The sequence below is a fragment of the Sorangium sp. So ce385 genome (assembly GCF_051474135.1).
GTDB classification, from domain to species: domain Bacteria; phylum Myxococcota_A; class Polyangia; order Polyangiales; family Polyangiaceae; genus Sorangium; species Sorangium cellulosum_D.
The window spans coordinates 1,591,535-1,603,694 of sequence record NZ_CP150337.1; the positions used below are offsets into that span (position 1 = coordinate 1,591,535).

At 70.6% G+C, this 12,160-nt stretch carries 11 protein-coding genes; 2 read left to right on the forward strand and 9 right to left on the reverse strand.

Annotation, left to right across the window (positions count from 1 at the left end; genetic code table 11):
* Window positions 1-98 precede the first annotated feature (98 nt).
* Window positions 99-2,267 carry a beta-propeller domain-containing protein gene (locus WME83_RS05920; protein ID WP_437318276.1) on the forward strand — a complete coding sequence of 723 codons (2,169 nt, stop codon included), beginning with the start codon at window positions 99-101 and terminating at the stop codon, window positions 2,265-2,267.
* Window positions 2,268-2,740: 473 nt separating this feature from the next.
* On the opposite strand, the gene WME83_RS05925 is transcribed toward WME83_RS05920, so the two are convergent.
* The 8 genes from WME83_RS05925 to WME83_RS05960 form a co-directional block, all read right to left on the reverse strand.
* A complete protein-coding gene (locus tag WME83_RS05925; RefSeq protein ID WP_437318277.1) occupies window positions 2,741-3,565 on the reverse strand; it encodes a CAP domain-containing protein in 825 nt (274 codons plus the stop codon).
* A gap of 400 nt (window positions 3,566-3,965) precedes the next feature.
* Window positions 3,966-5,063, reverse strand: a complete 1,098-nt coding sequence (locus WME83_RS05930; RefSeq protein ID WP_437318278.1) for a BPSS1187 family protein — start codon at window positions 5,061-5,063, stop codon at window positions 3,966-3,968.
* Window positions 5,064-5,516: 453 nt separating this feature from the next.
* Window positions 5,517-6,527 (reverse strand): SGNH/GDSL hydrolase family protein, encoded by a 1,011-nt coding sequence (locus WME83_RS05935; RefSeq protein ID WP_437318279.1) that lies wholly within the window; start codon window positions 6,525-6,527, stop codon window positions 5,517-5,519.
* 136 nt (window positions 6,528-6,663) lie between these two features.
* Window positions 6,664-6,858: a hypothetical protein gene (locus WME83_RS05940; RefSeq protein ID WP_437318280.1), complete on the reverse strand. Its 195-nt coding sequence runs from the start codon at window positions 6,856-6,858 to the stop codon at window positions 6,664-6,666.
* Between the two features lie 109 nt (window positions 6,859-6,967).
* Window positions 6,968-7,477: a hypothetical protein gene (locus WME83_RS05945; RefSeq protein WP_437318281.1), complete on the reverse strand. Its 510-nt coding sequence runs from the start codon at window positions 7,475-7,477 to the stop codon at window positions 6,968-6,970.
* 56 nt (window positions 7,478-7,533) lie between these two features.
* Window positions 7,534-8,010: a hypothetical protein gene (locus tag WME83_RS05950; RefSeq protein WP_437318282.1), complete on the reverse strand. Its 477-nt coding sequence runs from the start codon at window positions 8,008-8,010 to the stop codon at window positions 7,534-7,536.
* Window positions 8,011-8,326: 316 nt separating this feature from the next.
* The gene (locus WME83_RS05955; protein WP_437318283.1) at window positions 8,327-8,821 is read right to left on the reverse strand and encodes a DUF2269 family protein; all 495 of its coding nucleotides are present in this window, start codon (window positions 8,819-8,821) and stop codon (window positions 8,327-8,329) included.
* 85 nt (window positions 8,822-8,906) lie between these two features.
* Window positions 8,907-9,335, reverse strand: a complete 429-nt coding sequence (locus tag WME83_RS05960; protein WP_437318284.1) for a MarR family winged helix-turn-helix transcriptional regulator — start codon at window positions 9,333-9,335, stop codon at window positions 8,907-8,909.
* 254 nt (window positions 9,336-9,589) lie between these two features.
* Here WME83_RS05960 and WME83_RS05965 point away from each other — a divergent pair, with 254 nt between their 5' ends.
* A complete protein-coding gene (locus tag WME83_RS05965) occupies window positions 9,590-10,276 on the forward strand; it encodes a DUF899 family protein (protein WP_437318285.1) in 687 nt (228 codons plus the stop codon).
* Window positions 10,277-10,684: 408 nt separating this feature from the next.
* Here the strand turns inward: WME83_RS05965 and WME83_RS05970 are convergent, their stop codons facing one another.
* Complete coding sequence (locus tag WME83_RS05970; protein ID WP_437318286.1) at window positions 10,685-12,157, reverse strand: DUF1552 domain-containing protein; 1,473 nt, start codon at window positions 12,155-12,157, stop codon at window positions 10,685-10,687.
* Window positions 12,158-12,160: the final 3 nt, after the last annotated feature.

Consider the following 12,160-nt stretch of genomic DNA (forward strand, 5'->3'; position numbering starts at 1 on the left):
CCGCGGCGCAACGCTGCTGCGCAGGGAGCAGCTGGCCAGCACCGGAGTATGCTCGCGAGCCGCATCGGGCGGCGTGGTGGACGTCGCGGGAGGCGGGTATGGCGAGAGGTGGCGCGACGGTGGACGGGAGGACATGGCGGCTCGCCGGCGCGGCGATCCTCGCGGGGAGCGGGGTGGCCGCCGCGGCCTGCGGCGCGCGGGTCGCGGAGCGCGGCGCGGTCGCGCCCGCGACGAGCGCGAGCGCGACCCCTGCGGCGGTCGCGAGCGGCCCGCCGCCGCAGCCACGGCCGGTCGCTCCCCGGCGAGATTTCGGCCCCGGCGACCGGCCGCCGAACTGGCAGTGCAGCCCTGAGCTCCTGGCGCAGCTCGAGGCGCCGGTGCCGCCGCCGCGGGTCGACAGGCCGGCGGGCGTCGGGGTGGCGCCGTCCACCCGCGGCTGCGCGGAGCACGCGCCGCGCCTGCGCGAGGTCGCGCTCCGCGCCGCGGACCATCGGATCGAGGCGGCGCGCCGCGAGTACCTGCTGTTCCAGTGCACGCCTCCGCGCCTGGTCTTCGTCTCCGAAAAAGGGTCGGTCGTGCGCCAGTCCGGCACCAACGTGCAGGTGCCGGGGGTGGACGAGCCCGATTTCGTGAAGCTCGACGGCCCGCGCCTCTACACGCTCAGCGGGACGAAGCTGCGCATCTTCGACGTCGCCGCGCCCGCGAGGGCGCGCGCGGTCGGCGAGGTCACGCTCGACGGCCCCGCGCGCAAGCTGTTCGCCGCCGGCGATCGCCTCGTCGTGTACTCGTCCATGGCCCCGCCCGCGGGGCGCGCCGCCACCCCCGAGTGCACGTACGGCTACGACTGCGTGCCGAGCGGCGATGGCGCCGCGACGCGCATCACCGTGCTCGACGTCTCCCAGCTAGGCGCCCCGAAGACGCTGCGCGCGATCGACGTCTCGGGCTCCTTCATCGCGGCCCGGCGCATCGGCGACGCCGTGCACACGGTGGTCCACGACGACCGGATCGGGCCGCCTGGGCTGCGCTTCGCGCCGGAGAGGCCGCTCGCCGGGCCCGAGGACGCAGAGCGGGAGTTCGCGCGGCTCCGAGAGGAGAACCGGCGCGCCATCCTCGCGGCGGATCCCGCGGTGTTCCTGCCGAGCGCGCGGGAGGCGGGGCAGCCTGGCGCCGGCGCGTGCCGGATCCACCTCGCGCCGGGGGCGGACGCCGCGGGCTTCACCTCGATCATCAGCCTCGATCTCGGCGCCTCCAGCGGGTTCCACCGGGAGATGGTGCAGACCCAGCCGGGCTTCACGTACGCCTCGAAGGGCGCGCTCTACCTGGCCGTCCCGCAGCTCGCGAGGCGCGAGCTCTACCCCGACTGGGCGCACACCGGCGACACGCTGATCCACGCCTTCGACCTCGCCGGGGGCGCCTCGACCTACGCGGCGAGCGGCGTGGTGCGTGGCCGCCTGCTGAACCAGTTCTCCATGGACGAGCACGAGGGCCACCTGCGCGTCGCCACCACGGTCGGCCGCGCCCCGGACCCGGCGGCCCGCAGCCTCGTGAGCGTGCTGCGCCGCCAGCGAGCCGAGCTCGCCACGGTCGGCGTGCTCGATCGCCTCGCGCCGAGCGAGGACATCCGCTCGGTGCGCTTCGACGGCGCGCGGGGGTTCGTGGTCACGTTCAAGAAGACCGATCCCCTGTTCGCGCTCGACCTGTCGCAGCCGACCGCGCCGCGGGTCCTCGCCGAGCTCAAGATCCCTGGATTCTCGACCTACATGCACCTGATGGACCCGGAGCACCTGCTCACGATCGGGTACGACGCCGAGGATCAGGGCGAATTCGCCTATTTCCAGGGCGTGCTCCTCCAGATCTTCGACGTGCGAACGCCGAGCGAGCCGCGGCTCCTCCATCGCGCGGTGATCGGCACGCGCGGATCGAGCTCCGAGGCGCTCACCAATCACCTCGCCTTCACCTACTTCGCGCCCAAGGAGCTCTTGAGTCTGCCGATGACGATCTGCGAGGGCGGGCAGGGGCCCCAGCACGGCACCGCGCAGTTCTCGGGTCTCCTGCTCTACCGGGCGAGCGCGCAGCGCGGCTTCCAGCCGCTCGGCCGCGTGGCGCAGGGGCAGGCGTTCTGCGGCGCCTGGTGGTCGAGCGCGTCCTCCGCGGTGAAGCGCAGCTTCGTGACCGGCGATCACGTGCTCTCCGTGACCGACCAGGAGGTGAAGGTGCGGCGGATTCAGGCCCCGTCGAAGGAGCTCGTCACGTTGACGATGCAGTGACGGCGCTGCCCTCCGGCGAGGGGGCGCTGACGCGATGTGCCCAGTACATCGGGGCAGGCAGGTTCGTCCGCGTAGAGGGTACAGGGGGACACGCAGAACTCGAGGTAGGCGGGCGTCGACCAGATCACCAGGTCGTCGCTGGTCCAGAACGACTGCGTCCGGTCGCTGAGCTCGGGCGCGCGCGGACGCCAAGGGCCTGCGCCAGCGCCTTGCCCACGTCCTCGGAGAGGCTCGCGCAGTGGCGGGCCGGCCACCCCGGGATCACGTCCGGAGCCTCGAGCCCCAGGGCGAACCGCTCCAGAAAGATGCGCCACGAATCCGCGAAGACGAAGCGCTCCACCACGCCTCGTCGGCGAGGATCGCGCCGTCGGAGGCCATGAAGTACAGGCCCCTGGAGAAGGCGCCGATCGGCACCAACCCGTCGCGGGGCAGGACGCCGCCCTCGATCTCGAGCGCGGGGCCCACCCGCGCTCTCAGCGCGTGAAGTTTTGGACGGCCCAGACTTTGCCGCTGCTCGTCGTGTAGAAGCCGCAGGCGACTTGGGTGACGGAGTCGTCGGTCATGTTGATGAAGTGGCCGTGCATTTCGTAGCAGTCGCCGGTGCAGTCTGCGGTGGGTGGCGGGCCTTCGTCCCACATCTGTTGCATGCACAGGCCGATGACTTGCTTGTTGGAGGAGTAGCCAGGACAGGAGTTTTGCGAGCCGCCGGGCTCACAGATTTTTGCTCGGATGCCGGCGTGAGCCATGTTGTGATCGGCGTCGTATTTCGCCATCTCGTTGGCGCAGGCTTCGCCGTCTTTGCGGCGCTTGAGCGCCGGCAGGCAAGCGCACTGCGTGAGGAACTGGTTGATGCGATCGACGCAGTCTTGCGCGAGGTCGCCGGTGCTCGGCGGTGGGTCCAGCTTGCAGGCGAGGTTCTTGACGCAGGCCTCGCCGCCGCCGGTTCCGCCGCTCGCCCCGCCGGCTCCGCCGCTCGCCCCGCCGGCTCCGCCGCTCGCTTCGCCAGCTCCTGCCGACGCTCCGCCGCTCGCTGTGCCCGCGCTTCCCGAGGAGCCGCCGGCTGGCTCGCCGCCCGTCGACGCTCCGCCCATCGCGGCTCCTCCTGTCGTTGCGCCGCCATTCGTCGCATCGCCGCCGGCGCTCGTCGCGCCTCCGTTTGGTTGGGCGACGCCGCCAGTGCCGCTCGTGCCCGGGGCGCCCGCGGCGGCGCCCCCTGCGCCTCCCGAGCCGCCGGGCTCGTCTGGCGAGCTGGAGCAGGCCAATGTGAACGCGAGCACGCTGAAGGAAGCGATACGCATACCTGCAACTGTGGAGCTGCTGCGACTAACCGATCAAGTAAAAAGAAGGATGACGCGAGGCGTTCGAAAATTCCGCTGCGTTTGGACGAGATTCGCTTCCAACCGCTCGCTTCGTTACGGACAGCTATTGATGTCGACCGACGCCGCGCGGGTCCACGCCACGCAAAGTCCAGATTGCGACGAGCGGTTCACGGTAAAGTCTGGTGAACCGCGTATCTTGCCCTGCCGCACAGCTCATGTCGGCCAAGGTTCGCGCCTTCTTGGAGTTCGTCGTCGCGCTGACGCGCGCGTAGCGTCGGGATCGTCGGCGCCGCGCGGCTCTTGACTGAGCAGCGGAGTGCATGGGCCGGCGAGCGCTAACGGGTCCTCGCGGCAGCCTCACTCGACGGGGAGCGCGACATCACGGCAGCGGCAAGCCGAACATCGTCTCGCAGACGGCGACGTGCGCGGCGCAATTGCCGGCGGCTCCGTGGTCGCCGTCCTTGAGCGCGAGCCGGTGCGACCCGCCGTACGGCGGCGCCGCGCCCGGGACGTCCACCTCGACGAGCTCGCCGGGCAGGTCGATGAGGTCGAACGCCTTGAGGTGATCCGGGTGCTGCTCATCGCGCTCGCCGGTCAATCCGAACATGCGATCCACGGGCGTCGCCGACGGCTCCGAGAGCCAGATGGCGCTCACCGGGTTCGTGTCGCGCGGCCCGGCCAGCGACACCACCCGGTCGAGCCGGACGACCTTGCCGATGCGGGCGGCCGAGCTCGCGCCGTGCGAGTGGCCGCTGAAGATGATGACCGACCAGCGCGGGCTCCCGTCGTCTTCGAGGAAGTAGCCCCAGTCGCCTCGCGGGTGGACCTCTTTCAGGTGCGCGAGCGCCCTCGCCAGCCGCGCTTCGATGCTGTCGGCCCTTGCCACCTCGATGAGCGCGGTGTGGTCCTGACCGTCGAACGCCTCAAGCCGCGCGTCGCCGAACGTGTCCGGATCATTTTGAACGATGTTGTAGTCGTTCTTGTAGGCGACCGCGAACGCGTGAAAGCCGCGCGCGGCGACGAAGCGGGTGAGGTCGAGCGGGCCGGGAGGCTGGCTGCTCCCCGACAGCGTGACGACGAGCTTGCCCGCGAACCGCGCGACCCGAGTGTCGAGGAGCGCCACCTGCTCCAGGTCGCGGTCGGAGACCTCTGGATCGAGCTCGCTGGGCTTGAACCGGATCTCGCTGAGCTCGGGCGAGCTCGTGTCCACGTGCAACTCGCGCGGCGCGCCGCCCGCGCCGCCCGCGCCGTTCGCGCCGCCCGCGCCGTTCGCGCCGCCCGCGCCGCCCGCGCCGTTCGCGCCGCCCGCAGAGTTACCGACTCCGGAGGTCGCGGCGGCGCCGCCGGTCGCGGTAGTCGCGGTGCCCGTGGCTGCACCGCCGCCAGCGCCCGGGGGGTCGCCGTCGCTCGACGAGCCGCCGCACGCCACGCACCCGAGCGCCCACCAGGCGCAACCGATCCACGCCGTGAGCCGCATGCTCGAAACGTTACCAGATCACCGCCGGCGCCACGCGGTGGACGAGCCGGATCTCCCGATTCTCTCGGTCGCGCAGCGCGGTGCGGGCGCGCGTGGCCGTCATTTTCCCGCGCGGGTAGAAGGCTGCCGGTCCGGCGGCGCGGGCACGCTCGAAATTGCGAGCCAGCACTCCGCGGGACCATCGTCGAACCGGCGGCCGCCCGTCCCTCCGGACGCGACCGTGCCCCCTTCCGGCACGCAGCTGCCCGCCGGCAGGCAGACGCCGCCCGCCATCGCGCATCCCGCGGCCTCGAAGGCGCGGCGCCTCCCTCGCCGCGGGCGATGTTCCTTGGCTCGGTCACCAGGGCGACGAGCTTCATCCGCCCCTTGCAAGTTGGGCACCCGAGGACATCGAGCCTGCACATGCCGCGCCGGGCGTCAGGCTCCGCGCGCCTCCCTTGAGCGACCGCGCCGTCAGAGCAGAGGCTGCAACGCCGCGTACCACTGCTCGCCCAGCAGCACGTAGCCCTGGAGGTTGGGGTGCCACTGATCTTCGAGCAACGTGGCCTTGTTCGGATTGAAGGGCGTGTACATGTCGACGGAGATGATGTGTCGGCCTGCGTCCGCGCGGGCCTTCACCACCGCCGGAATGGCGTCGTCGTAGGTCTTGATGCGCGCGCTGAGCGCGGTGTCGTCGCCCTTGCTCGCATCGCCGCGCGACGGGACGGGCGCGGCCACCACGATGAGAACATCGGGGAGCTGCGCGTAGATGCTGTCAATCAACGCGCCCAGACGTTCGGGGGCGTTGGGCATGTCGTAATTGTCGATCGCGTCGTTGGTTCCAATCATCAAGAGCACGATGTCGGGCTTGTATTGCGGCATGACGGTCGACACCAGCGTCGAGATGCCGCTCCTTCCGCCGGCGGGGGCGATCGTCCAGCCGCTGTGGCCCTCGTGGTTGTGCGGGAACGCCACGCCGCCGACGGTGTTCGGTCCGTTCGATCCCGAACCGACGAACGTGATGTTCTTGCCCGCCGCGTGCGCTAGCCGGAACAGCTCGACGCGATAGCCGCCCGGCGTGTCCCCGTTGTATCCGTCGGTGATAGAGTCGCCGAACGGCATGATCTTGCATGCCGTACCGTCGGTCGGGCAGGGCCGATAGGTCGAGCCCGCGCTGCCGCCGGCGCCACCCTGCGCGCCCGAGTCGCCGCCGCTACCGCCGGCCGCCGCGCCGCCGCCATCCCCGCCACCGCCCGTTCCCGCGAGCGATCCACCGGTGCCGGCCGCAGCGGTCGTTCCGGTGCCGGCCGCAGAGGTCGTTCCGCCGGTGCCCGCGGCAGCGCTGGCCGTGCCGCCGCCGTCGCTCGTTCCGCCTGCGCCGCCGCCCGCTTCGCCCGCTCCGCCGGCGCCCGCGCTGCCGCCGCTGCAGCCGAGAGCGATGACGACGAGCCCGGCCACGACCGGCCAAGATGTGATCGGCTTCATGCCGGAGGATGGTAATGCCGAAGGCTACGGCGTTGTCAACTGAAACGACTCCGCCGCCAACTGCGAGCTTTGACGGCGTCGCCCGGCGACCGCCTCCCCCATCGTCGTTGCGCCCGACGCGGTCCTCGACTCGAAATCAGAATTGCGTGATGAATTTCCACGCCTCGGGGGCGTTCCAGCTCGTCGATTGCCCGGGGTCCTTCGGCTCCCAGCCGTGCGGGCCGTCGAACACGCAGTACTTGGTCGGGTGACCTGCGGAGCAGCCCTTGTACTCGGTACACGTGTGGGGCTGGCCAGCTGCCGGGAAGGTGGTCGCCGACGGCTCCTCCATGCAGCCGTTGACCTTCGCGAACTCGGCTTGTTTGACGCGACCGCTGGTCGGCTGGGGGGGCCGCTGCTGTCACCGCTGGCTTGCGACGCGTAGTAGGCGATCGGCTTGGTCAACGTCGCCGTGCAGGAGCCCGTGAGATCTGCCGAGAGCCCGCGGAGCCATTGCGGGGCGACGACGTGTGGCGCGGCTCTCGTCCCGAGACGGCGGAGGCGCAGAGCGCTGCCTCGGGCTCGTCGTCCTCCTCGACGTCGTGCTCGCGCTCGAGATGCCCGTGCCGCCGGGAGTAACGGAGCATCCGCCCGACGGCGTGCTCGATGACCTGACCGACCGCGCGAGTTGGAAGATGACCGAGTCCGTTCCACACGATCTCGGTGCCGTCTTCGTGATAAGCCCAGTCGAAGAAGACCACGTGCAGATGCGGATTGAGCCGCATGTCGCCGGACGTGCGTTGCACGACGGTCACCGCGCCGCTATTGACCGCGCCGCACGCGCCTCGGCGCGCGGCGCGCTCTTCGTAGAACCGCTCCACGCTCTCGACGAAGAGGCGGGTCAGCACCCCGAACAACGCCCCGTCCTGGCGAGCCTGCGCCGCCACGGAAACGGAAACGTCAACACCCACGGCCGGAACGCCACCTCGGGCAGGACGTCCTCTCCCTGGATCCCTGGCGGGCGGAACTAGCTCCGCCCGCCCCTTCCGAGCATCGCCACGATCTCCGCCCCGTCCCCCGCCACCGTGACATACGCCGCCTCGGCGCCGAGCACATCCCCCTGCTGCGCGAGCCCCTGCACGGCGCTCGCCGCGTTGCGGAGCTGCACGCCCACCGCGCCGCCCCCGAGCCGCACCGGCATCCCGCGCTTCAGCTCGATCACGTAGGCGCGACGCCGGGCCGGCCATGGGCTCGACATGTCGACGGCCAGGAAGTCGCCGCAGGAGGCGCGCTGGTTGGAGCGGAAGAGCCAGAGCTCGGTCCGGCGGTCCATGAGCTCGCGCGCGAATCCATCCTCATCGGCTTTGAACGCGAACGCGTGAAAGGCGAAAGCGGCGTCGGCCTGGCACGGACGGACGGCCTTCTGCACGAGCTCGCAGAAGAGATCTCGCCGCGCGACCGCGCGGCGCGTGAGCTTGATCGAGAGCGGAAGACGAGGCGCCATGATGCACGGGCTCGAGGCCCCGCTCGGCGCGTCCGAGCGGGCCCCGAGGGGTGGAGTCGAAGGTCGAACGCACGCCGCTCCACCCGCGCGACGGGAGCGCGGGGCAGAGGGCAACGACGCCGGAGCGCGAGCAACGCGGGCGGCGGGAAGAACCCGCCCGGCGGAAGGGACCGCGCTGCTACCGGAAGACCTTCATGGCGCCACCTCGGCAGCGCCGAGGATACACGATCGCGCAGGCCGCGCCAGGGGGGCAGACCGGCGCTCGCTCCCCCGACCCGTTCGGCGGAGGCGGGAGACGGGAGGCGGATGCCGCCCATCACCTCGCATCCATCGCGGGGAGATTCCCCTTGGCCAGGCTCAGCGACGGCCGGAACACGGAGAGCGCGATCACCGCCAGGAACAGCAGCACGTTCACCGCCCCGCACCCGGATTCGGTCAGGTAGGCCGCGCGGTAGGCTGGATCGAGCGCCTGCGCCCGCACGGACGCCTGCGCCAGATCGAGCGCGCGGCCGGTCGCGGGAACGATCGCGAGGTGCGTGTTCAGCGCGATGAGCGCCACGAGCCCGAGCTTGAGCTTCAGCCAGCGCGGCGCGGCTGGGAGGCGCGCCGCGAGCGCGGCGCCCGACACGAGCAGCGCCCACAGCCCCGGGACGGTGATGAACAGCGTCCCGGTCCGGATCAGCGCGCGCCCGGTCGCGAGCGCCGCGAGGTCGCCGGGCAGGCACACGCTCGAGACCACGATGTACACGGCGATGCTCCCCAGGAACGCAGAGAGCCCGATGAAATGGACAAGCTTCAGGGTCGAACGCATGGAGTGCTCCTTCACGATAATTAGCATGCTAACTAGATGGCGACGGTACAACCTGGTGAATGCGGCGCGGAGGCGCGTCGCTCCCTCAGCCTTTCATGTTGGCGATCACGCGCAGGAGCAGCCGCTCCAGCGCAGCGCGCTCGTCGCGGGAGAGGCCGCGCGCGGCCTTCCGGTTGACCTCGGCCGCGAGCGGCGGCAGCTCCGAGACCTGGGCGCGCCCGCGCTCGCTCAGCGCCAGCCGGACCACGCGGCCGTCCGAGGCGTCGGCCGTCCGCTTCACCAGGCCCTTCATCTCTAGCCGCTTCACCACGCCGGTCGTCGTGGGCCGGTCGAACCCGAGGCTCTGCCCCAGGCTGCTCATCGTCTGGCCCTCGTCCTCGGCGAGCCGCTCGAGCACGGCCCACTGCGGCGCCGTCAGATCGTACGGGCGGAGGCGATCCTCGAGCGCCAGCCGCATCGTCGAGGCGGCGCGGTTCAGCAGAAACCCGAGGCTCCTGTCGATCTGGAAGCTCACGCCAACTGATTAGCATGCTAACCACATCGCTGGCAACCCCGCGTCGGCGCGGGGCAGGATCGCCGCGCGCGCGGCGCGGCGGCGCGGGGCGCCTCGCTCGGCCACCCCGGAGCCACCCAGGCTCGTGGGTGTATTGTCGGCGGCCTGTGCTACCCTCCCGGCCTAACGGTTCATTCAAACCGAACCCGCTTCGCGGGTCGGCTCAACTCCGGCGTTAGGCGTCGTCGCGCACTCTCATCGATGGAGGAAGGACCATGAAGAAGCCGGCTGCCACGGGCAAAGAGCCCGATGTCGTCGATCCCGAGGAGTGGGCTCACGCCCGCGCGGAGCTGCTCGCCGCCGAGAAGGCGGCCACCCGTGCCCAGGACGCAGTCGCAGCACAGCGTCGCCGCTTGCCGATGGTGAGGTTTCGATCCGACTATGCGTTCGCGACTCCACGAGGAGCGGCCTCGTTGCTCGACTTGTTCGGTGAGAATAGCCAACTGCTCATTTACCAGTTCATGGACGCGGGGCCGAAACGCATTTGCCCGGGTTGCACATGGTTCACCGACGGCATACCGGCCAATGGTCTCGCACGGCTCGCGCAAGCCGGCGCGAGCTGGGTGACTGTGTCGGACATGCCGCTGGAGCAGATGCAGAGAGCGTGGGAGCATCAGCGCTGGATGCACATTCCGTTCGCATCGTCGCGAGGCACGACCTTCTCCGCCGACTGTGGGGCAGGCGGCGGCTTTCTGCTCAGCGTGTTCCTCCGGAACGCCGACGGCGTTTACCGCACCTATACCACCACGCAACGTGGGGTGGACCGGCTGGTCTTCGCCAACAGCATGCGAGACCTCTTGCCTTACGGGCGTCAGGAGGAGTGGGAGGACTCACCGCCCGGTTACCCTCAGCGTCCGACCTGGTGGGTCCAGGATCTTCCTCATCCGTACGACGACCAATGACGCCTGACAAAGCGTTGCAGTCGACGTCACCGCTTCGCGGGGCCGCGGCTGAACGCTGGCGTTGAGCCGCCCTGAACATCTCGAGGTTGTCATGGACAAATGCATTCGATGTGACGGAGAGCTGGAGAAGGGCTTCATCCTCGACAATGATGACAGCGGCATCGGTAGCCAAGCCAGCTGGGCAAGCGGTGTTCCCAACACCTCACCCTGGCGGTTCTCTACCGTTCGATCCGGCAACAAGACGCTACCTATCGTCACTTACCGCTGTATGAGCTGCGGCCGTCTTGAATCGTTCGCACCTGTTGCGACCTGACGACCCATTCAAGCCGAAGCCGCTTCGCGGCTCCACGCGCGGCCGGTACGTCGACGCCTCGCGCGGAGCGCGCTGGCGGAGCGCGCGGCGCGCCCTCACGGCAGCTCCGCCAAAGGCCCCTTCTTGTACGCGCTGTCGTTCCCGAAGTGCGCGTCCTCGTAGCCGAATGCGCGCAGGATCGACGTATAGACGTTGTGCGTCGACACGTCGGTCTCGTACGCGGACTGGCTCGGATCCCCGCCCGCGCGCTTGTTGTAATTGACATGCCGCCCGCCCTGCCACCGGCCGCCGGCCTTGCCGGCGAGCAGGACCGGGATGTCGCGGGGCGAGTGCGCGCCGCCGCACCCGAACTCGCTCGTGAACAGCACGACGCTGTTGTCGAGCATCGTCCCGTCGCCCTCGGGGGTGCTCTTCAGCCCGTCGAGCAGGCGCGCGAAGATCTCCATGCGCCAGCCGCGGTTCGCGAGGATGGTCGCGCGCCAGTCCTCGAGCTTGTCGGGCTCCGCGCCGCTCGGGCCGACGTCGAGGCCGGCGTGGCCGAGGCTGTGGCCCAGGTCGGTGTTGTAGGGCTGAGGCAGCCAGCTCGTCAGGACGTCGGCGATCTGGAACGTGGCGACGTTCGTGAGGCCGCAGCGGAGCGCGTGCAGGAGGATGTCGACGAGGAGCGGCGCAGCCTCCTTGATCCCTCCTCCCGTGTACGACCCGTATCCCTGGTACACGGGCGCGCCGCCGACGTCCGGCTTCGTGCACGCCGCCAGGTTGGCGACGCCCTCGAGCTTCTTCTCCAGGCTCCGGATGTGCTCGGCGTGCGCGTCGAGCAGGTGCCTGTCGGCCGCGCTCACGCGCCCCTTCAAGGCCGCGAGGTGCTCGCTCACCCCGTCGAGCACGCTCTTGCGCTGCGCGCGGATCCGGAGCTGCTCGGGCGTCGGACCCGAACCGGTCTCCGTGACGTCCTTGAAGAGCCGGTCGAAGGCGCTCGTCGGGTCCTTCTCGGTGGACAACGGCTCGCCCGAGGCGCGGTACAGCGGCTCTCCGTAGTGGTGCCCGTCGACCATGAGATCGATGGATGAGAAGGGCGTCGGGCGCTCGGCGGCGAGCCGCTCCGCGAGCACCTGATCGATCGACGGGCCGAGCGCCCTGGCGTCGTCGCCGCCCGAGGTCGTGTCGGCGCACGTGAGCACGGTCGCGTTGGAGCAGCCGTGGTGCCCGCCGTAGTCTCCCTGGACGTACCCGGCGGCGTCGTCGACGCCGCGGAGCAAGGTGAGATCGCCCTTGTGGGCCTCCAGCGCGGCCATCTCCTCGCCGAGGACCTCGAGCGCCTGCCCCTCGCCGCCCGGGCGCCAGAGGTCGAGCATGCTCCAGGCGCCCGGCTTCCACGGATCCCCGAGCTCCCCCGAGTTGTGGCGGGACGTGATCGTGCCGCCGTGGCTGAAGAACACGATGAACCGCCTGGCCCTGCCGTCCGCGGCCCAGACGGCGCCGTGGGTCGCCTCGAGGAACGGCAGCGCGATGCACAGGCCGGTGGCGGTTCGGAGGAAATTCCTTCGGCTGAATGCGGCGCGGTTCATGGG